Raw genomic sequence first — 21,147 nt, 5'->3', positions numbered from 1 at the left:
GTGCCATCACCGCTCTTTATATCTTTCAAGCAGCAGATTTCAGTCTTGAAAACAAGCCTTATCGCTGAACGAAGGGACGACTTTCGATACACCGCGGCTGATCATCAGCGCGCGTTAGGTTTTCGACTGCTTGCCAGCGCTCATTTGGAACACTTCCTCGAAAGCCGATGCGCAGAGACTGCTGCTATCGCTGCAACCGAACACAGAAAGCGTCGGCCCACCCGCGCCTCAAAGTGCTTGCTGGTCTGGAATGCAGTTAGTAGCCAATCTCCTATTCCCGTCGAAAATTCGGAATATATGAGCTCTGACAGTATCGACAAAGCGATTGAACGGTATCGAAACCTTGTGAGTAAGAACCACGGCATCAATGGCAGTAAGCTCAAAGGGCTCCTGATACCGCTAGGCTTCCGAAATGGCGACCTCGACAAGCATGCTCAACTGTTCGACCGTCTGGACTCCGTGGCCGACAATCGAAATCCGGCGGCCCACACCAGAGTGAATCGCGCCAGACAACTAGTCGAGCCTCAGGAAGAGTGGTTGGTCATCGACAACTTGATGAGCTTGCTTGTCGAACTCGATGAAGCACTTGATTGCGCATGTCAACCAATCGCGTAGACGTCGCCGTGCCCTGGCTTCTTGAGTGCGGCATCCTGGACCCAGACGTCGCGCACGGTCCCCGCACGAGCTCCTGCCGACAGCGCCGCCTGTCGAGTAGCCCCGTCTGGTACGCAGTAGGTACGCAGTAGCTCCGCGAACAGTATTCGCCAGCCAACGCAACCAGCGGCAAACCCGCTGGTCGGTGGCGTCAGGCCAACCTTGCCAGCAACGGCAAACGCCTAGTGAGTAGTTCGAGCTCTACTTCGACGTGTAAGTCGTCGTACGGCAAGGCGTTTCGAGCCCTCCCGCACTTCGGTGCGGGAGGGCTCGTCCCGTTTTGGGACAGAGAATCGAGCTCCGGCTCGCCGTCCGCAGTCCGTCCGCAGCTCGTCCGCAGTCGGTTTCAACGAGTCCGCCCGCTTCGCGATCACTTCACCGATTGCGAAGCGCGTGGACTCGTCTGCGTCCGGCCACAAGTGCCCGCAGGTGTCGAGGGTCGTCTTGGCGCTGGCGTGGAGAACCCGTGCCTTAACCGTCTTGAGGTCGGCCCCTTGGAGATGAGCAGCGACGCGGAGAGGTGCCGCAGATCGTGGAAGCTGAACTCATCGGGCAGACCCGGCACCGCCCCGCCTGTCACAATTCGCGGACCGCCGTTCGATGATCCACGGCGGCAACGGCTTGCCTTCCCCGGTTGCTCACCATGTGATCATTCGGCCACCTCTTGTGCGCCGCCGACAACAGCAACGTCAGCGCACGCGGGATCGAGATCGGCGTCGGGGGCGCGCCTTCTTCAACTTGGCCACCCACGCTATCACCGACGAGGGCCGCACCGACCCCAAGCGCACCTGGCGGGAAGCCGACCCCCCCGGTCAGCGCACCCAGCGTTCGACAATTACATAAAGCAGCGAATGTAATCGAATTTCTATCAAACCGAGTGCATTTGAGTTTCAAGGCGCGTCAACTCGACCGCGATTGCTCGGCGGGCGGACCGGTGCAGACTCCTTTGCATCGCGCTTCCGCCACACGCCGAAAACAATGCCAATGAGCCCACCGACTGCCGCTACGACCGTCGCATCGGCATCACCCACCACGACGATCGTAACCGACGCAGAGATAGTCAAAACCAAGACGATGAGATCAAGAACCGGACTATTGCCGCGCATTTCCGGACAGCAACTACCGGCAGCCGGCAAAGTGGGCAAGAAATTATTAGAAGAGTGCGGCATCGCTTGGCGCTCATTTCTATTGGTTGCAAATGAAAGGTTGAGAATATCCGATATTCTTGCGCAAACGTGGCAGGTTACGTTGACGATTTCGTTGCTGCGCGCGACAAAATGCAAGATTCTCTCGTGAGCATGACCCTTTTTATCGGCTCCCCGCCACTATTCACAGTACCGCGTTAGTGAAATTACCAATGGCCTTATTGCGCAATCTCCGATTCCGCATCCACCGTCAACGACAGCGACTGCCTCGAAACACCATTGCGAGGCATACGAGGATAGCAATCAGTCTTTATTGATGAGAGTTTCAAGAGCATATTCTCCAGCGACATCCCCAGGTCTTCTGAAAGCTCACGAAGAATAGAAATGATCGCGGCACTGTCAAGTTCCTTCGGATCGGCAAGAATTTCATCGATAACCATCGCGCTTATCGCCTGCCGCCGAGTGAGAACTGTCTTAGGTAACCAACTGAGAGCCCACCGCTCTCCATTGTTCCCATCGCCCAGACGGACGGCCACTTCCGGCGAGATCACGCTCGATATCTTGAGAGGAGTGATAATCAGGCCCTCGATGCGTTCAACGACCTCGCGGCGTCGACTGTCCGCTGATTCTCTCGGAGTGTCAGCTGCAACCGTCGGCACCGATTCGACAGTTCTCCCGTTTGCATTCCGCGCGGGGCCTGCCCACAAATTCTCTGGCTGGTAATGAAAGCCGAGCCGTCGCCGTAGCTGCTTAAGGCCGGCCTCAACGTCGTACTGCACTTCCGTATTGTGTTGTGCATCATCGACGCACGCTTGGCTTGTTTCGTAATCGTCAACCGAACCGTTACAGTTCCTTTCCATTCCAATATTCATGCTATTACTTCACCTCCGCTACTCTTCCTCAAATTTGAGGAATTTCTTCCTAAATTTTCTTTTGAATTGTCTGTACGATGGTCACCTCGTTCAACGATGGCGTGGACTTTGGCGCGCGCCCTGCTTTTATGCGATCGCACGGTCACGGTAAGAATTCCCATGACCTCCCCAATCTCGGAGTCGCTGAACCCGAGCTCCCACGACATGAGCGCTACCTGATACTCGTTATCGGTAAGCTCATTTAGCAGCATGTCTCGGAAGTGTTCGAGATCCAGCTCACTAAGCATCAGGTCGAGCGGATTTATTCTTCCATGTGGCGCGAGCAGTGAGACTTGATCGTCTACATAATCCGGTACAAGAATGACGTTCTTTCGGCGCCGGCGCACACAATCTGCGACTCGGCGCGTGGCAATCTTCATTATCATTGGTAGCGTCGAGTAGTCGGACATTTTCAAAAAATCGCGGTCGAGCTGAATCCAAACTGCGGTGAAAACCTCTTGAACTATCTCGTTGGCACGATCTGCGTCCCCGCTCAGCGATTTGAGGGCATACCGGAACACGGCGGGCGAATGGCGACGAAAGATCTCCTCGAATCTCTGCTGCGCTTCGGCGGATCCTCGATTGACTGAAGAATCGGTCATCTTGCAGACATCCCCCAACCGACACCTGTCGTCTCCCAGCCTTCAAGGAGAGATGTGTGGTTAGCGCCCAAGCGTTGGGGGTAGTGATACCGGACGTCGACGCTCCAGGATCGGTCATGTGGCGTTAGACGCTGGAACCAGCGTGCTAACTGGGCACCGGCCACGGTCGGCAGTGGAACGCACGTAGAACACCACACTGGCTGGCGCGCCGTTGCACGCCGCCTTCCGGTAACCCGCTTTAGCGTCATACCTAGTAGTCGCAGAACTGGGAGCGAATGTTGAGACACACCCTGGACCACCACGCCGACACGCCGGAACCGCGAGATAACTCCAGCGTAGTGATGATGAGAGCTCAGTTCGGAACCACTCGACGACAGCTTAAGCACTTCTGGGTCGGCGCAGCTAGAACGGTGGCATGACCGATGTAGCCAGCTGGGCGCCGCAGACCTCCGAACCGCTTCAGTTCGTCACCGATCTGCTCGGTGACGTGATCGCGCAGCCGAATCCAGGGGCGCGAGTCGTCACCGATCCAGAGGAAGCCGCGAAGATCGTTGCCGCTGAGACTCGCTCACGCATCGCGGCGGTTTTGGACAGGTTCGTCGGCACACCGATGGTGCTGCTGAGCGGTGGTGTTGATTCGATATACGTTGCGGCCGTGGCGGTTTCACTCGGGATGCGACCGATCGCGATCACGATCGTGACCGAAGGGCAGTCCGACGAAGGCAATGCGGCCGCCGCGGCGAAGGCGCTGGGGCTTCGCCATGATATCGTCCGGCTTTCGGCGGCTGAGGTCGTCGATCTCGCGCGGGATGTGATGGCGCGACTCGGGACGTCGGAACTGTGGGAAGTCACCGCTGGGATACCGATTCTCGCTGCCCGCCGCCGCCTCGACATCATCGACGATCTCGGGGCGATCCTCACAGGTAGTGGCGCGGACGCGATCTTCGGTGGAGGACGGAAGCTGTCGTACGCGGTGGGATCCGATGAGGCGCGCGTGGAGCTCGATCAGCTCATCCGCGCCGAGTCGGCGGCGAACTTCCGGGAAGCGCGTCTGGTTCCGCACTTCTATTCGGCGCTTCTCGATGACCGTGCCGATCGGCTCGTCCACGTCTTCCAGACCGTGCGCTGGTGGCATGCCGCCGAACAGTTCGCGCCGCCAGTGCTTTTCGGCGCGCATGATGGCCGGCAGGTGGACAAGCTCGCATTGCGGATCGCTGCCGATCGACAGCTGCCCGCCGAGGTCAAGTCTCTCGCTTGGGCTGCGAAGTCGCCCATTCAGCGGTCCTCCGGCCTCATGTCCGTTCTCGCCGCCGCTGCCCGTACCTATGCCGCGAATCTGCCGGGCGCGCAGACCTACGCCGACCCGCGCACCGAGGACGCGGAGGCCGTCGCGACCCGCCTGTATCTCTCCATCCTCGAGAACCGCTAGGGCCGCCAATCGGGGGCACATGCCATGCCGAAAGCCCGGCGAGAACGGGAGAGCGCGCCTCGGCAATGCTTCGACGCCGGGGCTTGGCCCGTTTCGGTACCGTGAAGGGACGGACGTGTTAGAGCGTAGTGAGGAGGGGGAGCCTCCGTCTGCCGGAATCCCCGATTGCCATGGCGAACACAATTCGACTGAAGGTCCAGAACTGGGCGCACCGCCGCCTGCTCGCGCTCAGCCACGGACGGGCGGGAACAAAAGTGGCGGGGATGCCGACGCTCGAGCTCACAACGATCGGGCGCAAGTCCGGGCGGGAGCACACCGTGGTCCTGATGACTCCGATCGTCGAGGGCGACACGATCGTGATCGTCGGGTCGCGGGCGGGTGATGCCGCGCATCCGGAGTGGTTTCTGAATCTGCGTGAGACGCCGGCGGTCAGGGTGTCCGTGCAGCACGGTCCCGAACAGTCGATGACCGCGCGCGTAGCCACCGCCGACGAACGCGCGGCGCTGTGGCCACGCGTGTGTAAGACATGGAAGGGGTACGACCGTTTCCAGCGAAGGACTTCCAGGGAGATCCCGCTTGTGCTGTTGACGCCGTAACCGGCAGTTACTGCGTACTGCTGTCGCATCGCAGCCCGAGCGCTCGGCAGACGGACCGAACGCGCCGAAGATGCCCGCAGCGTCGAGCCGGAAAAGTACGTGATCGACTTCAGCAGCAACGATTTCGACCAAGTGCGCGCTCGACTTCGAACGCTCCGGCAACGAGGTGGCAACTACGACTACGGGCCGCTCACCACACAATCGCCTTGTGCAGCAAGAGGTTGCCGACAGCTGCGCCGAAGCAATTCGCGGGAGCTGCGGCCGGAAACCCTGGATCCCGTTGGGCGGATTGGAAATCCCGCTCACCGGGTGGACCGAGACGAACCTGAGAACTCCCTTAGAACACGTTCTAGTGTCGCCCGGCATGAAGATTTCATTCATTGCTCTCATCGGTGCGGCGCTCAGTGCGCTGGCCTTGGTGTCGACCCCTGCTGCGCCCAGTGCGATGGCCGAGCCGACCGTGGAGGCGGCGGCTCGCATCGAGTTACAGGGGGCCGTCAATGTCCGGGATATCGGCGGGTATCGGACGTATGACGGGGCTCGGGTCAAGTCCGGCAAGGCGTTTCGGGCCGATTCGCTGGAGAAGCTGACCGATGCGGACGTGCAGAAGCTCGGTACGCTGAATCTGCGGGCGGCGGTGGATCTCCGGACACCGGCCGAGGTGCAGTTCGCGGGGAAGGACAAGCTGCCCGCGGGTGTTTCGGCGGTCGCACGACCGATCGACGACACCGGGCTGTTCCAGCAGATGCTGCAAGCGATCCAGTCGCGGGATCCGCAGAAGCAGGAGGAGCTGCTGGGCAACGGGCGGGCCGAGCAGATCATGGCCGGGGTGTATCGCAGCTTCCTGAACGAGGCCTCGCGCAACGCTTTCGGGCAGACGATCCGCGACCTGGCGAACTCCGACCGCGCCACGCTCTACCACTGCACGGCGGGCAAGGACCGCACCGGCTGGCTCACCTATGTGGTGCTGCGCGCCGTCGGCGTGCCGGAAGGCACCGCGCGGCAGGACTATCTGCTGTCCAACCAGTACCGCGCCGCCGCGGACGCCAAGCTGCGCGAGGACGTGAAACGCGCCGGGCTGATGCAGAATCCGGACTTGCTGATCCCGTTGCAGGAGGTGCGGGACGCCTACCTGGACGCCGCCATCCAGCAGATGGAACAGAGCTACGGCGATTTCGGAAAGTTCCTCACCCAGGGCCTCGGGCTGGATCCGGGCACGATCCTGAAATTGCGCAAGAACCTGGTCAGCTGAAACCTCTGATCCGAGCCCTCGCCACCCGAGGTGGCGGGGGCTCGGCGCTGTTCCGAGGTCTCAGTTGTCGGTGCTCGGTTTCGGGACGAGCCCGAGGACGGTGAGATCCAGATCGCCGGACGCCTCGGTCCAGCCCATGGCGCGCAGTTCGCTCGGCGCGCGCACGCCGAGCGCGTGTTGCAAGCCGAGAGCGACGGATCGAGAGAATTCGACCAGGACGTGCTCGGCCAGTGGCCAGAACAGGCTGCGTTGCCAGTTGTCGATCTCGAGCCGGGAAACCGGTGCCTGCCAGCCGAGTTCGCGCAGCATCCGCTCGGCGTCGGCGGACATCGGCTGGGCCAGATAGCGATTGCCCGCGAGTTCGGCCGACAACTTGATGTCGAATTGCACGAACTGGACGTAGCGATTGCCGGGTGCGGCGATGATCAGCGTGGCGCGCGAGGGTAGTTGGGCCAGGCAGCGGGCCAGCGCCTGCACGAATCGGTCCCAATCCGTGGTCACCGGCTCGGTCATATTTCCCCCGGTCGATCGCACTAGGGCCCGATCATACGCCGACCTGCCTGAGACACCAGGCGAATCCTCGTGGCGGGCAGAGCCTGGGGAGTGTTCGCGACGACCGGCCGATCGCACCCCAGATTCCGGGGCTGGACGGCAGCCCAGGTGACGCACCATAGTCCTCTGGTGCGAGTGGGTTCTGTGGTGGCGCGGGTGGCGGCCGGGGTGGCGTTGATGCTGGGGGTGGCGACGCCCGTGGCGGCTGAACCGCCCAGCGTGCCGTTCACGTGGTGGCAGACCTACTTGACCGCACCGGACGGCACCCGCCTGCACGCGGACGTGCTGCGCCCGCCCGGCCTCGCCGACGACGCCAAGACGCCGGTGCTGCTCACCGTGAGCCCGTACCGCTCGCACCTGGCCTACCTGACCCACCCGCTCCCGGAAGGCGGCCCGTCCGTCGAGAACCTGCCGGCCGATGAGGCGCTGCGCGCGGGCTACACCTACGTGCTGGTGGATCTGCGCGGGTTCGGCGGCTCGAACGGCTGCCCGGACTACGGCGGGCCGGGCGAACGGTCGGATGTGGTCACCGCGGTGGAATGGGCCGCTTCGCAGCCATGGTCGACCGGGCGGGTCGGTATGACAGGCACCTCCTACGAGGCGTGGACGGGCATGCTCGCGCTCGCGGCGAAACCCAAGGGCCTGGCCGCGGTGGCCGCGTTCGCGCCGGTGGTGGACCCGTACTCGTATCTGTACATGCGCGGCGTCTCGTGGAAGTTCTCCGGAAAACCGGTGACGGACAACGGCATCCGGCCCGCCGACCAGGTCGGGCTGGAGCATCTCGCCATCGCCTCCACCCCGGCGCACTGGGACGACTCGCCCGAGTATCAGGCGAACGCGGTGAGTATGCCGCCGGGCTGCGCCGAGCGCTACGTCGACCTCACCACCGACCACGACGCGGCCAACCCCGGGTGGCGCGAGCGCGACCTCGTGGACGACCTGCGCGGCACCACCATTCCGCTGTTCGTCAGCCAGGGCTTCCTCGACGCCAACACCCGGCCGGACCGCGTTTTCGAGATGTGGCAGGGCCTGGGCCCCGGCGAACACCGCGCCTGGTTCGGCCAGTGGGGCCACACCGATTGCCACGCCAAATGCGGCACATCCTTCTTCGACGCCGAGCTGATGGCGTTCTTCGACCGGCACGTGGCGGGCAAGGACGTCGAGGTGCCGGGCCCCCGGGTCAGGGTGGGCCAGTTCGACGGCGGCTGGCGTTCCGAAACGGCGTGGCCGCCTGCGGATTCGGCGCGCATCGTCCTGCCACTGCGGACCGGTTCCTATATCGATCGCGGTCTGCTGCCCGGCCGCGATCGCGAGATCTGGTCGGTGTCACAGCCGTCGGCGGAACCGACGCACCTGTCCGGCATGGCGACGGCCGCGCTGCGGCTCACCGGTCCCGAGTCGGCCACGGTCGCCGTCGAGCTCTACGACATCGCGCCGGACGGACGCGCCACCATCGTCACCCGTGGCATCGCCCCGGTGCGCCCCGAGGTCGATCTCCGGCTGCTGGCCCAGGACTGGCCGCTGGCCGCGGGCCATCGGCTCGGCGCGAAGATCACCGACGTGGTCGACGACGTCTGGTCGCACGCGCCGAGCAATGCCGCGGTCACCGTGCACGCCGCCTACGTGGAACTGCCCGTGCTCACCGCCCCGCGCAGCCCCGACCTCACCGGCGGCACGCCCGACATGCACGCCAGGTGGCGCGTCGAGAAGAGCTTCCAGCTCGGTCCCGACATCCTGAACGACCCGGCGACCTCCGTCGACCTGCCCGCCGCGCGGTGACGAAGCGAGCCGTCCGTCCCGGTCGCGCGAAGGGGCGAGCCGACCGACCTGTCCCAGTCGCCGCCGCCCGTGTTGAAGAATGCAGTGATGTTCACGAACACGCCGCCCCCGACCGGTGCCCGATGACGCCAGAGACCACCCCCGCCGGGGTCGACGACCTCGTCGCCGAGCGGCTCGCCGCGGCGCTGCGCTGCGCCACGGTGTCCACCGAGGACTCGACCGGCGCCGCCGACGCCGCCGACGCCGCCTTCGAGCAGCTCGCCGCGCACCTGGAGCGCTCGTTCCCGCTGGTGCACGCCGAGCTCGAGCTCGAGCTGTTCGGCCACAGCAGGCTCTACCGCTGGCCCGGCGCCGAACCGGGACCTGTGTGCGCGATCCTGCTCGCCCACCAGGACGTGGTGCCGGTCGACGACGCACGACGCTGGACCCATCCCCCCTTCGACGGCGTCGTGGACGACGAGTTCGTCTGGGGTCGCGGCGCCATCGACGACAAGAGCAGGCTGATCGCCATTCTGGAAGCGGTGGAGTCCGCGCTGGCCGAAGGCGTGCGACCCCGGCACACCGTCTACCTCGCCTTCGGGCACGACGAGGAGATCTTCGGCGACGAGGGAGCCGTCCGGATGGCGGATCATCTGCGCCGCCACGGCGTGCGCGCGGAGCTGCTGCTGGACGAGGGCGGCGTGATCACCGAGGGCGTCGCCGACGGCGTCGACCGGCCGGTGGCCTCGATCATGCTGGGCGAGAAGGGCTATGCCACCGTGCGGCTCCAGGTGCAGCAGACCGGCGGGCATTCCTCGATGCCGGGCAGGCAGACCGCCGTCGGCCGGATCGCCAGGGCGGTGGGGCGGATCCAGGATCATCCGATGCCGCTGCGGCTGACGCCGGTGATCGCCGACATGCTCACCCGGCTGCGCGCGGTGATGCCGGAGACCCGCAGGCGGTTGTTCGGGATCGCCGGTCTCGCTGGGCCGATGATCACCCGGATCATGGCCGCCCGCCCGCAGACCGAGGCGCTGGTGCGCACCACCACCGCCCCCACCGTGATCAGCGGCGGCGTGAAGGCGAACGTGCTGCCGCAGCGCGCCGAGGCGCTCGTCAATTTCCGCATCCTGCCCGGCGATTCGGTGGCCGGGGTGCTCGCGCACTGCCGCAAGGTGATTCGCGATCCCGGCGTGCAGCTGGAGCTGGTCGGGATGTCGTCGGAACCGTCGCAGACCACTGCGCCCGGCCCCGCGTTCGAGCTGGTCGCCCGGCTGGCCGAGACCATCGTCCCCGGCATCGCCGTCACCACCGGCCTGGTGCCCGGCGCCACCGACTCGCGCCACTACGACGATCTCGCCGCTACTCGGTGCAACTTCGCGCCGATCGTGCTGACCGAGGCCGACCTGGCGACAATCCACGGAACCGACGAGCGCATCTCCCGGGTGAACTACGCTCGGCTCATCGAGTTCAATCGGCGGCTGATCGAGGAACTCGCGCATGGTTCTACCCGAGAGGAGCGCAGGTGACCCGCATCGAGGACGGCGATTTCGAGGGCACGGGCAGCCGGATCGCTTGGCGCGCATGGCTTCCCGAGACCACGGCCAAGGCGGTGGTGGTGCTGGTGCACGGCATCGCCGAACATTCCGGCCGGTACGGCCACGTCGGAAAGCGGCTGGCCGACGCCGGGTTCGCGGTCTACGCGCTCGATCACCTCGGCCACGGCAAGTCGGCGGGCAGCAAGGCCAACATCGGCTCCATGGCGGGCTCCGCCGACAACGTCGAGGGCATGCTCGACATCGCCGCCCGCGAGCAGCCCGGCGTGCCGAAGTTCCTGGTCGCGCACTCGATGGGCAGCCTGATCACGTTGTATCTGGCCACCCGCGGGCCGATCGACGTGGCGGGCATCGTGCTCTCCGCCCCGCCGCTGGACATTCCGGTCGGCAATCCGGCACAGCGACTACTTGCGCCGGTGCTGTCCCGGCTGACGCCGAATCTCGGCGTGCTGACACTGGATTCGTCGATGATCAGCCGCGACCCCGCGGTGGTCGCCGCCTACGACGCCGATCCGCTGGTCTACCGCGGCAAGCTCCCGGCCCGCACCGGCACCGAGATCCTCAACGCCACCGACACGGTCAAGCGACGGCTGGACAAGCTCACCGTCCCGCTGCTGGTGCTGCACGGCACCGCGGACGTCCTCGCGGCTCCGTCCAGCACCGACCTGATCGAACGCGGCGCGGCCTCGAAGGACCTGACCGTCATCCGCTACGACGGCCTCTACCACGAGATCTTCAACGAGCCGGAGCAGGACCGGGTGCTCACCGACGTGGTGACATGGCTGGAGGCGCACATCACCGAGCCGTAGGATCCGGTCATGGGAACCACACCGACCAGATCCGTCGCGTTCGTCCGCGCCACCTGGCACAGCTCGATCGTCGGCAAGGCCCTGGAGGGCTTCACCGCGGAATACACCGACCTGGGCTTCGACCCGGCCACCATCGACGTCTTCGAAGTGCCCGGCGCGTTCGAGATTCCGCTGCACGCCAAGCGGCTCGCCCAGACCGGCAGGTACTCGGCGATCGTGGCGGCCGCGCTGGTGGTCGACGGCGGCATCTACCGGCACGATTTCGTCGCCTCGGCCGTGATCGACGGGCTGATGCGCGTGCAGCTGGACACCGACGTGCCAGTCTTCTCCGTCGTGCTCACCCCGCACCACTTCCACGAGCACAGTGAGCACGTCGACTACTTCACCGGGCATTTCGTGACCAAGGGCGCCGAGGCCGCCCGCGCGCTGGCGACCACGCTCAGCTCGCTGCGCGCGCTGCCCGCCGCGGCCGAATAACTCCGGCCGCGGCGGACCCGCTCACCGGAACTTGGTCATGCAGGCCTGCTCGCCGTCGAGCACACCGGTGCGGAACGCCTCGAGCCGCTGGTAGCCGCTCTTCACGACCTTGCCGTCCACGTCGGCGGCGGCAAGCCCGTCGGCGAGCAGTCCGGAGACAGCCTCGTCGAGGTCGTTCGCCGACAGGCGCGGGTCGCTTGTCGGCTCGCTCAGCTTGGTGGTGAAGGCGCCGCTGAGGCAGGCGGTGCGCAGGCCCGCGGTCGCCGCACCGGTCAGCGAGAGTTTGCGCTCCTGCTGGACGGCGAGCATGTAGCGGGAGACGAACACGACGAATGCGTTGTAGTCACCCTGCACGACCGCGGACAGCGGCTCGGCGTCGCCGTCGAGCGGACCACCGCGCTGGGCCAGTTTCGGTACGTCGGTGCCGATCGTGTTCGTGCTCGGGCAGTACGAGACCGGTTCGGTGGCGGTGACCTTCGAGCAGTTGCGCACCACGCCGGAGTAGTCGAACTTCGGTGCGGCGGTGAGCGGGAAGTTCTTGGCCAGCGCCTGGCTCACGCTGGTCAGCGAGGCCTGGTCCACCGGAAGCTGCTGGTTCTCCTCGTCGTCCACCTCGAAGGTCACCGGCAGGTCGCCGCGACGCTGCTTGATCTCCTTCTTGTCGATCCTCTTGCAGGCTTCGGCGCCCTCGGTGTAGCCGAGCTGCACGGCGGTCACCCGCTCGAAGGCCGAGCCGTGCACGTTGTCGGGGTCGCTGGGATCGGTGTCGCGCACCGCGATGGTGGCGCCGAGCACGCCGTCCAGTCCGTCGGTCATGTTCATGGTGAAGTGCGGCGCGTCGCCCTCGGCGACATGCCGCAGGAACACGCCCGCCAGGCAGTCGGCCTGCTGCTCCTTGACCAGCGCGCCGGTGAACAGCCCGGCGATCTTGGCCTGCCCCTGGATGGCGTGCCCGTACTCGTGCGCGAGCACCATCACCACGGACATCGGACCGTACTTGTCCTCCAGCAGCGGCAGCAGCACCCTGCGGTCCCAGCCGATGGTGTGGTCGAGCCCGCAGTAGGCCGCGTTGACCAGCTTGTAGGTGTCAGCCTTGCAGAACTTCACCGACTGCTCCTTGGGGGCGCGCGCGTCCCAGGAGATGTATTTGTCCACCGGCTTGAAGGCGCCGGGAAAAGTCTTGGCGTACTCGGCCTTCCAGAACTCTTCGATGTCGCCGATGGCGTTGAGGGCGAGCCGGTCGACCCGTCCGCCGTCGCCGTTCTCCGCCGTCAGCGGCGCGTCCGGCACGCCGGGGCGCGGGCCGCTCGGGCCGGTGCTGGTCGCCGCGCCCGCCGCCATCCACGGGTTGTTCGGATCGACGGCGGTGACGCCCTCCGAGCTCGTCGTGGTCTGCGAACTGCCGCAGCCGGCGAGCGTCGCGCCGACCGCCGTCAGCACCGCGATCGCGGCGAACCGCAGCCGTTTGGTCCTCATCAGGTCTTCCTCCCCGGTCCTGCGGGCACTCGCCCGCGCCGCCGGACGGTGGTCTACCCACACCGCCGGTCGAGCGTTCACATGGTAATCGCTGGCATCCGTGCGCGCGTATCGCGTTGCGCGCCCTGGGTTCCTGGGCCGAGCGCACCGCGCGCCGGTCAGGCGTCGAACCTCAGCACGGCGAACACCGCGCGGTGGTCCGAGCCCGGGATGGACAGGCTCTCCATCTCTTCGGCGGTGCCGCCTGCGATCAGGATGTGGTCGATGCCGATCACCGGTCCCCACGGCCGGTCGGTCGGATAGGTGGGCAGTGGGCCCGCTCCGGCCAGATCGGCGGCCGAGTCGAATCGGTCACGCACCAGATCACGGAAGGCCGAATGATCGCGTGTCGCATTGAAATCCGCGCCGACGAGCGCCGGACCGGTTTGCGCGTCCAGGATTTCGCGGATATGCCGCATCTCCGCGCTCCACGCCGCGAAATCCAGCGGCGGCGGCATCGGGTGGAAGGCGTAGACCGCGACCGGCCCGCGCTGCGGGTGCTCCATCGTGGCCGAGAGATTGGCCATCACGAAGCCGTCGTATTTCCTGGTGTCGCGCAACGGGTATCGGCTGAAGATGCCGCTCCCCGATCCCCAGCTCCCCGGTTCCAGGTAGTGGTACGGGAGCTCGCCGGCCAGTTCGGTGGTCAGCCGCGCGGCCGACTCGGGTGTCAGCTCCTCGAGCGTGAGCACGTCCACCCGACGCTCGCGGACCTCGCGCACCACCACGGGCAGGTCGGCGCCGCCGAACAGCAGATTCGACTGGAGCACCCGGATCTCCGGGCCGCTCGCCGCCCGCCCGTCCGGCACGAACAACGGCAGCTGCGTCCACAGCACCGCGACCGCGACGACGCCCGCGGCCGCCGCGCTGCGCCATCCCCTGGCGACGACGAACAGCAGCAGCCCCACCACCGCGCCGAGCATCAGATACGAGGCCCCAGAGGCGACGAGCACCGGCAACCGCCGCTGCCACGTGCTGAAATACAGCACGACGCCCACGATTCCGACGGCCAGAGCGCACCACCCCAGAGCGAGCAGCACCCGGTTCACCCATACACGCATGCGATCGACCCTAGGCGGCTTCGCCTGCGGAAAACTTGTGCGATCCATAACGCCACAGGATCCGCACAATTCCTACACTGGCGAGAGCGGCGCCGATGCCGCGCGGACACGAGGGTATCCACGATGTATATCGAAGAGTTCACGGCCGCTGGACCGCTATCGGCCGACGACGCTGAGGAACTCGCGATGCTCGCGGGCCGCTACACCTCACGCGTCACCGTCAGCTGCGGCGGACGCGACGTGCACGCGCTGGTCTTGCCGGTGGCGTGGGACGTGCTGCCGATGACAGCGGGCAGCCCCGTGACGGTGACGGTGACAGGCGGCCGTCGCGGACCCGAGGAGGATCGGCTCGCGTTGCGCGCGTTCGTCGACAGACTGCATCGCCGCTGAGGCCGCATCGCGCGGAACGAATCTCCCGGCGCGGCGTCGACGCACGCATCGTGGAATGCCTCCCACTGGCCGCCGCGCTCACCGCGCCGTGCTCGCGGGACCCTGCCCGCTCTCCAGCGCGGCATGCCTGCTTCACGCCCCGAAGACGCGCTCCACCACCGCTTTCGCGCGCCGCGTGATGCGCATGTAGTTGTCGAGGAATTCGCTGCCGTCGTCGTTGCGCCACCCCGCCACCCGCGCGACCGCCGAGAGCAGGCGGCCGGGGCCGGGCAGCTGGTCGGTGGCCTTGCCGCGCACCAGGACCAAGGCGTTGCGCGCCTTGGTCGCGGTGAGCCAGGCGTCGCGCAGCAGCGCGACGTCCTCGGCGTCCAGGAGTTTCGTCTCCTCGATGACGTCGAGCGATTCCAGGGTGGAGGTGTTGTGCAGCGCGGGCACCTCGTGAGCGTGGCGCAGCTGCATGAGCTGCACGGTCCATTCGACGTCGGCCAGGCCGCCGCGGCCGAGCTTGGTGTGCGTCGCGGGGTTCGCGCCGCGGGGCAGGCGTTCGGCGTCCACCCTGGCCTTGATGCGGCGGATCTCGCGCACCGCCTCCGCCGAGACACCGCCCACCGGGTAGCGCACCTTGTCGATGACGTGCAGGAAGCGCAGCCCGAGCCCCTGATCGCCCGCGATCTGGTGCGCGCGCAGCAGTGCCTGCACCTCCCACGGCTGCGCCCACTGTTCGTAGTAGGCGCGGTAGGCCGCGAGGGTGCGCACCAGCGCGCCGTTGCGTCCCTCCGGCCGCAAGCCCGCGTCGACGTGCAGCGGCGGATCGGTGCTCGGCGCGCCGAGCATCCGCTGCACCTTCTCGGCGACGCCGATGGCCCATTTCACGGCCTTGGTCTCGTCCTCGCCGGGGCGCGGATCGCAGACGAACAGCACATCGGCGTCGGAGCCGTAGCCGAGCTCCATCCCGCCGAGCCTGCCCATGCCGATCACCGCGAAGTCGGCGGGCGCGGACGCTCCCGTCTCCGCTTCGGTCGCCCGGATCACCGCCGAGAGCGCGGCCTCCAGCACCGCCACCCACACCGACGACAGCGCCCGGCACACCTCTGGCACCTCGAGCATGCCGAGCAGGTCGGCCGAGGCCACCCTGGCGAGTTCGTGCCTGCGTAGCGAACGGGCCGCCGCCACAGCCCGTTTCGGGTCCTCGTAGCGGGCCGATGCCATGAGGATGCCGCGCGCGACGTCCTCGGGTTGCGGGACGAGCAGCAGCGAGCCGCCGGGACCGTCGGCGTACATGCGGATCGTTTCCGGCGCGTTGATCAGCAGATCGGGCAGGTATTCCGAGGAGCCGAGCACGATCATCAGCCGCTGCGCGATCGCGCCTTCGTCGCGCAGCTCGCGCAGGAACCAGATCTGGTCGTCCAGTCCCTCCGACACCCGGCGGTAGGCGAGCAGGCCCGCGTCGGGATTCGGTGTGTCACCGAGCCATTCGAGCAAGGTGGGCAGCAGCAGCGCCTGGATGCGACCCTTGCGAGAGACCCCGCCGGTGAGCGCCTTGAGGTGGCCGAGGGCGTTCTCCGGCGCCGCGTAGCCGAGGGCGGCCAGCTGCCGGACGGCGGCGTCCGGGCTCAGCCGCAGCGCGTCGGAGTCCATCCGGGCCACCGCGTCCAGCAGCGGCCGGTAGAACAGCTTCGCGTGCAATCGCCGCACCCGCACCGCGTTCCGGCGGATCTCGGAGCCGAGCACGCCGACCGCGTCCTGCCTGCCGTCGGGACGAATGTGGGCGGCGCGGGCCAGCCAGCGCATGCCCTCCTCGTCGTCGGTGGCGGGCAGCGTGTGGGTGCGCTTGAGCCGTTGCAGCTGCAACCGATGTTCGAGCAGCCGCAGGAATTCGTAGGAGGCGGTGAGATTCGCGGCGTCGTCCCTGCCGACGTAACCGCCCGTGGCGAGCGCCGTCAACGCCTCGACGGTGCCCTGCACGTGCAGCGACTCGTCCACCCTGCCGTGCACCAATTGCAGGAGCTGCACGGCGAATTCGACATCGCGCAGGCTGCCGTGGCCGAGTTTCAGTTCGCGTTCGCGCAGATCGGCGGGCACCAGGTCTTCCACGCGACGGCGCATCGCCTGCACGTCGGCGACGAAATCGGGGCGCTCCGAGGCGGTCCAGACCATCGGCATCACCGCGTCGCGGTACTGGCGCCCGAGTTCGAGATCGCCCGTCATCGGACGGTTCTTCAGCAGCGCCTGGAACTCCCAGGTGCGCGCCCACCGCTTGTAGTAGGCGAGGTGCGACTCCAGGGTGCGCACCAGGGCTCCCTGTTTGCCCTCCGGGCGCAGCGCCGCGTCGACTTCGAAGAAGGCCAGGCTGCCGACGCTCATCGTCTCGGCCGCCAGCCGGGTCGCGATCGCGTCGGCGGGTTCGGCGACGAACACCACGTCCACGTCGCTGACGTAATTCAGTTCGCACGCACCGCTTTTGCCCATCGCGATCACCGCGAGCCGGACGGGGACCTGGCCGTCCTTGCAGACCCGCGCGACCGCGACCGCGAGCGCCGCGGTGAGCGCGGCGTCGGCCAGATCGGTGAGATGCATGCCGACCACCTGGTACGGCAGCACCGGCTCGTTCTCGACGGTGGCCGCCAGATCCAGCGCGGCGAGCACCATCAGCTGGTCGCGATAGCGCCTGCGCAGCAGCGGCACCGCTTCGGGCCCCGCGATGCCGGCGCGGAACAGCAGCCCGCCTGTCCCCCGGCCCATCGAGTCGCGATGCGTCGCTGCGTTCGATGTGTGCGACCCCTCTTCCGGCACCGCGTCGACGACGTCGAGCAGGTCGGCGAGCACGTCCTCGCGCGTCGGCAGCTCGGCGCGGCGCAGCAGCTGCCACGAAGCGGGCTCGGCCACCAGGTGGTCGCCGAAGGCGCTCGACGAGCCGACCAGCGCGAAAAGCCTGCCGCGCAAGGACTTGTCGGTGCGCAGCGCGGAATCCACTGCGGCCCAGTCGCTTCCGAGTCCCTCGCGAAGGCGCATCAGGGTGCTCAGCGCCAGGTCGGCGTCGGGCGCCCTGGACAGCGCCCAGAGGACCGGAATGCTTTCGACGTTGTCCCAGCCCAATTCGCGCAGCGAAGCTGCGGCCGTCGGCTCGAGCAATCCGAGCCGACCGACACCGGGGACAGCGGAGCGCGCAGACGGTGGCCGGACCATAGTCTTAAAACTACATGCCCGGCTCGCGCGCCCAGGTCACAGTCCGAGGTACTCCTTGAGCTCGAACGGAGTCACCTGGCTGCGGTAGTCGGCCCACTCCCGGCGCTTGTTGCGCAAGAAGAAGTCGAAGACGTGCTCACCGAGGGTCTCGGCGACCAGCTCCGAGCGCTCCATCGCCTGCAACGCCTCGTCGAGCGTGCCTGGCAGCTCGCGGAAGCCCATCGCGCGCCGCTCGGCGGAGGTCAGCGACCACACGTCGTCCTCGGCCTCCGGCGGCAGCGTGTAGCCCTTCTCGATGCCGCGCATGCCGGCCGCGAGCAGCACCGCGAACGCCAGGTAGGGGTTGCAGGCGGAATCTGGGCTGCGGATCTCGACGCGACGCGAGGACGCCTTGTTCGGCGTGTACATCGGCACGCGCACCAGCGCGGAGCGGTTGGACCGGCCCCACGACGCCGCGGTCGGGGCCTCGCCGCCGTGGATGAGCCGCTTGTAGGAGTTCACCCACTGGTTGGTGATCGCGCTGATCTCCGGCGCGTGCTCCAGGATGCCCGCGATGAACGCGCGGGCGGTCTCGGAGAGGTTGATCGGGTCGTCGGGGTCGGCGAACGCGTTGTTCTCGCCCTCGAACAGGCTCATGTGCGTGTGCATCGCCGAGCCGGGGTACTGGGCGAACGGCTTGGGCATGAAGGTGGCGCGCACGCCCTCGTCGATGGCCACTTCCTTGATCAGGTAGCGGAAGGTCATCACGTTGTCGGCCATGGACAGCGCGTCGGCGTAGCGCAGGTCGATCTCCTGCTGGCCGGGCGCGCCCTCGTGGTGGCTGAACTCCACCGAGATGCCCATCGACTCGAGCGCGTCGATCGCGTGGCGCCGGAAGTTCGGGGCCGAGTCGTGTACCGCCTGGTCGAAGAAGCCGCCGGTGTCGGCCGGGTGCGGCGGGGTGCCGTCCTGCGGGCCGTTCTTCAGCAGGAAGAACTCGATCTCCGGGTGCACGTAGCAGCTGAACCCGACATCGCCCGCCTTGTTCAGCTGCCGCCGCAGCACGTGGCGCGGGTCGGCCCAGGACGGCGAACCGTCGGGCATGGTGATGTCGCAGAACATGCGCGCGGAGTGCTGATGCCCCTTGCTGGTGGCCCAGGGCAGCACCTGGAAAGTGGAAGGATCGGGACGGGCGACCATATCGGCCTCCGACACCCGGGCGAAGCCCTCGATGGCCGAGCCGTCGAAGCCGATGCCCTCTTCGAAGGCGCCCTCGAGCTCGGCGGGGGCGATGGCGACGGATTTCAGGTAGCCCAAGACGTCGGTGAACCAGAGCCGCACGAAGCGAATGTCCCGCTCTTCGAGCGTCCGCAGCACGAATTCCTTCTGGCGATCCATGTCCGCGAGCGTAAGCATCCGGCGTTAAATCCGTGTTACATCCGTGCTCGGGATTGCGTTTCGGGTGCGCGAGGGACTATTCGGGACGAAGCTCACCGCCGCGGCGGTGTGACGGTGAGCACTTTCGGCGAGCCGTCAGCAGGTCAATCCCGGCTCGGGGGCCTCCAGATCGACCAGATAGGCGGTCACCGCGTCGTCCAGGCACTGATCGCCCGCCACCAGCGCGGCGGTGTGGCGGTTGCCGTTGAAAGTGATCAGCGCGGCGTCCAGCTGGGCGGCCAGGTCGACGCCCGCCTGATACGGCGTCGCCGGATCGTCGGTCGTGGACACCACCACGACCTTCGTCAGACCGTTCACGGAGATCCGGTGCGGGTTGCCGCTGTTCGGCACCGGCCAGCTCGCGCACACCTCCAGCGGGGCCTGGCCGGTGCCGCGGCCGTCGTCCAGGAACGGCGCGGCCTTGCGGTACTCGGCGTCCTGGCGTCCCGCCACCGCGGGATCGGTGACCCGAGGGTCGTCGACGCAGCGGATGGCGTTGAAGGCGTCCTGGGTGTTGTTGTAGGTGCCGTCGTCGCGGCGGCCGTCGTACATGTCGGCCAATTGCAGGAGGGTGTCGCCGCGGCCGTCGCGCAGTTCGTCCAGGCCGAGGGTGAGCACCTGCCACAGGTCGTCGGAGTAGAGCGTCTGGGTGACGCCGGTCATGGCGTCGCTGTAGCTGAGGCCGCGCGGGTCGGTGGTCGCGGCAGGCGTGTCCCACAGCGGGTTCACCAGGTCGCGGAAACGCGCGACGGCCTTGGCCGGATCGGTGCCGAGCGGGCAGTCCGGTTCCTCGGCACACTGCCGGGCGTAGGCGTCGAACGCGGTCTGGAAACCCGCCGCCTGGCGCAGCGACTCCTGCACCGGATCCTTCGAGGAATCGACCGCGCCGTCCAGCACGAGCGCCCGCACCCGGTCCGGGTACTGCTCCGCGTACAGCGAGCCGAGCTTGGTGCCGTACGAGTAGCCGAGGTAGGTCAGTTTCGGGTCGCCGAGCACCGCCCTGATCACGTCCATGTCCCGCACCACCTCGCGGGTGCCGACGTGCGCGAGCAGTTCGTCACCGCTGCGCTCGACGCACTTGTCGGCGTACTCCTTGTTCTCGGCCTGTGCGGCCGCGATCCCCTCGGGAGTGTTCTCCTCCGGGCGCTCGGCGCGCTCCGCGTCGTTCTCCTGCGGGGTCAGGCACGCGATCGACGGCGTCGACGCGCCGACACCGCGCGGATCGAACCCGACCCGATCGAAGCGCTCCGACAGCGGCGTGCGATTGGCGATCCCCGACATCGACAGCCCCGACACCCCCGGCCCGCCCGGGTTCAACAGCAGCGACCCGATCTTCGCCCCCGAGGCGGGGATCCTGCTCAACGCGATCTGCGCTGTCGGCCCGTCGGGGTTCGCGTAATCGATCGGCACCGTGATCTTCGCGCACTGCGCGTTCGGCGGGAACCGGTCGTTCGGATCCCCGAACCCCGCGCACTCCCCCCACGCCGGCGTCTGCTCGTAGAACCGCTCCAACCCCTGCTCCGGCGCAGGCATCGGTGCCTTCGGCTCCGCCCGCTCGACGGTGCACCCGGCCGCAACCATGGCCAGCACCGCCGCTACCAGCACACCACGCCCACGCCATTCCATGCCTCGATCCTGCCAGGGAGTGCCCGCGGCCCCCGCGACCATGCCGCACAGGCGGGCCCGCAATCCCGTTCACCGGCGCATCCGACGCCGCGACTTCGGGCCAGGGAGCCATGAGCAGGGTGGCCGACATCGAGCAACCCACAGGCGTTCGAGACGCCGCCGCCTCGATTCGAGTAGTCCACTACGCGTCCCCACGGCTGCGTTCGCCGAGA

The 21,147-nt window shown here is 67.1% G+C and carries 18 protein-coding genes; 9 read left to right on the top strand and 9 right to left on the bottom strand.

The window, feature by feature from the left end; translation table 11 throughout:
- The gene (locus tag ACRWNM_RS03215; protein WP_431963254.1) at positions 1–615 is read left to right on the top strand and encodes a hypothetical protein; all 615 of its coding nucleotides are present in this window, start codon (positions 1–3) and stop codon (positions 613–615) included.
- 929 nt (positions 616–1,544) lie between these two features.
- On the opposite strand, the gene ACRWNM_RS03210 is transcribed toward ACRWNM_RS03215, so the two are convergent.
- The 3 genes from ACRWNM_RS03210 to ACRWNM_RS03200 all read right to left on the bottom strand — a co-directional run bounded on the left by ACRWNM_RS03210 (position 1,545) and on the right by ACRWNM_RS03200 (position 3,312).
- Positions 1,545–1,937 (bottom strand): hypothetical protein, encoded by a 393-nt coding sequence (locus tag ACRWNM_RS03210; protein ID WP_431963252.1) that lies wholly within the window; start codon positions 1,935–1,937, stop codon positions 1,545–1,547.
- Positions 1,938–2,017: 80 nt separating this feature from the next.
- A complete protein-coding gene (locus tag ACRWNM_RS03205) occupies positions 2,018–2,671 on the bottom strand; it encodes a hypothetical protein (protein ID WP_431963250.1) in 654 nt (217 codons plus the stop codon).
- Positions 2,668–3,312, bottom strand: a complete 645-nt coding sequence (locus ACRWNM_RS03200) for an RNA polymerase sigma factor (protein WP_431963248.1) — start codon at positions 3,310–3,312, stop codon at positions 2,668–2,670. Before ACRWNM_RS03200 ends, ACRWNM_RS03205 begins: the two co-directional genes overlap by 4 nt.
- 610 nt (positions 3,313–3,922) lie before the next feature.
- Between ACRWNM_RS03200 and ACRWNM_RS03195 the strand changes: the two genes are divergently transcribed.
- The 3 genes from ACRWNM_RS03195 to ACRWNM_RS03185 all read left to right on the top strand — a co-directional run bounded on the left by ACRWNM_RS03195 (position 3,923) and on the right by ACRWNM_RS03185 (position 6,589).
- Positions 3,923–4,741 carry an asparagine synthase C-terminal domain-containing protein gene (locus ACRWNM_RS03195; protein ID WP_431963246.1) on the top strand — a complete coding sequence of 273 codons (819 nt, stop codon included), beginning with the start codon at positions 3,923–3,925 and terminating at the stop codon, positions 4,739–4,741.
- A 170-nt stretch (positions 4,742–4,911) separates the two neighbouring features.
- On the top strand, positions 4,912–5,337 hold the full coding sequence (locus tag ACRWNM_RS03190) for a nitroreductase/quinone reductase family protein (RefSeq protein WP_431963244.1): 426 nt from the start codon (positions 4,912–4,914) through the stop codon (positions 5,335–5,337).
- Between the two features lie 208 nt (positions 5,338–5,545).
- Positions 5,546–6,589, top strand: coding sequence for a tyrosine-protein phosphatase (locus ACRWNM_RS03185; protein ID WP_431963242.1), 1,044 nt, complete (start codon positions 5,546–5,548; stop codon positions 6,587–6,589).
- 60 nt (positions 6,590–6,649) lie between these two features.
- Here ACRWNM_RS03185 and ACRWNM_RS03180 read toward each other — a convergent pair whose 3' ends face one another.
- The gene (locus ACRWNM_RS03180) at positions 6,650–7,102 is read right to left on the bottom strand and encodes a TY-Chap domain-containing protein (protein ID WP_431963240.1); all 453 of its coding nucleotides are present in this window, start codon (positions 7,100–7,102) and stop codon (positions 6,650–6,652) included.
- Positions 7,103–7,270: 168 nt separating this feature from the next.
- Between ACRWNM_RS03180 and ACRWNM_RS03175 the strand changes: the two genes are divergently transcribed.
- From ACRWNM_RS03175 to ACRWNM_RS03160, 4 genes are all read left to right on the top strand, one after another.
- Positions 7,271–8,920, top strand: a complete 1,650-nt coding sequence (locus ACRWNM_RS03175; protein WP_431963238.1) for a CocE/NonD family hydrolase — start codon at positions 7,271–7,273, stop codon at positions 8,918–8,920.
- Positions 8,921–9,042: 122 nt separating this feature from the next.
- Positions 9,043–10,428, top strand: coding sequence for a M20 family peptidase (locus ACRWNM_RS03170; RefSeq protein WP_431963236.1), 1,386 nt, complete (start codon positions 9,043–9,045; stop codon positions 10,426–10,428).
- Entirely contained in the window at positions 10,425–11,264 is an 840-nt protein-coding gene (locus tag ACRWNM_RS03165; protein WP_431963234.1) for a lysophospholipase, read from the top strand. The genes ACRWNM_RS03170 and ACRWNM_RS03165 overlap by 4 nt, the downstream gene beginning before the upstream one ends.
- 9 nt (positions 11,265–11,273) lie before the next feature.
- Positions 11,274–11,741, top strand: a complete 468-nt coding sequence (locus ACRWNM_RS03160) for a 6,7-dimethyl-8-ribityllumazine synthase (RefSeq protein WP_431963232.1) — start codon at positions 11,274–11,276, stop codon at positions 11,739–11,741.
- A gap of 21 nt (positions 11,742–11,762) precedes the next feature.
- On the opposite strand, the gene ACRWNM_RS03155 is transcribed toward ACRWNM_RS03160, so the two are convergent.
- Together ACRWNM_RS03155 and ACRWNM_RS03150 are read right to left on the bottom strand one after the other, a co-directional pair.
- Positions 11,763–13,217, bottom strand: coding sequence for a metallopeptidase (locus ACRWNM_RS03155; protein WP_431963230.1), 1,455 nt, complete (start codon positions 13,215–13,217; stop codon positions 11,763–11,765).
- A gap of 158 nt (positions 13,218–13,375) precedes the next feature.
- Positions 13,376–14,317, bottom strand: coding sequence for an endonuclease/exonuclease/phosphatase family protein (locus tag ACRWNM_RS03150; RefSeq protein WP_431963228.1), 942 nt, complete (start codon positions 14,315–14,317; stop codon positions 13,376–13,378).
- Between the two features lie 123 nt (positions 14,318–14,440).
- On the opposite strand from ACRWNM_RS03150, the gene ACRWNM_RS03145 reads away from it, so the two are divergent.
- A complete protein-coding gene (locus ACRWNM_RS03145; RefSeq protein ID WP_431963226.1) occupies positions 14,441–14,707 on the top strand; it encodes a hypothetical protein in 267 nt (88 codons plus the stop codon).
- A 132-nt stretch (positions 14,708–14,839) separates the two neighbouring features.
- Here ACRWNM_RS03145 and ACRWNM_RS03140 read toward each other — a convergent pair whose 3' ends face one another.
- The 3 genes from ACRWNM_RS03140 to ACRWNM_RS03130 form a co-directional block, all read right to left on the bottom strand.
- Positions 14,840–17,893, bottom strand: coding sequence for a bifunctional [glutamine synthetase] adenylyltransferase/[glutamine synthetase]-adenylyl-L-tyrosine phosphorylase (locus tag ACRWNM_RS03140; protein ID WP_431963224.1), 3,054 nt, complete (start codon positions 17,891–17,893; stop codon positions 14,840–14,842).
- A 36-nt stretch (positions 17,894–17,929) separates the two neighbouring features.
- Positions 17,930–19,270 (bottom strand): glutamine synthetase family protein, encoded by a 1,341-nt coding sequence (locus tag ACRWNM_RS03135; RefSeq protein WP_431963222.1) that lies wholly within the window; start codon positions 19,268–19,270, stop codon positions 17,930–17,932.
- A gap of 135 nt (positions 19,271–19,405) precedes the next feature.
- Positions 19,406–20,935, bottom strand: coding sequence for an alpha/beta hydrolase (locus ACRWNM_RS03130; RefSeq protein ID WP_431963220.1), 1,530 nt, complete (start codon positions 20,933–20,935; stop codon positions 19,406–19,408).
- Positions 20,936–21,147 lie beyond the last annotated feature (212 nt).

The organism is Nocardia sp. bgisy134, from assembly GCF_965341865.1.
Classification (GTDB): domain Bacteria; phylum Actinomycetota; class Actinomycetes; order Mycobacteriales; family Mycobacteriaceae; genus Nocardia.
This window is presented reverse-complemented; position numbering and strand designations above follow the sequence as displayed.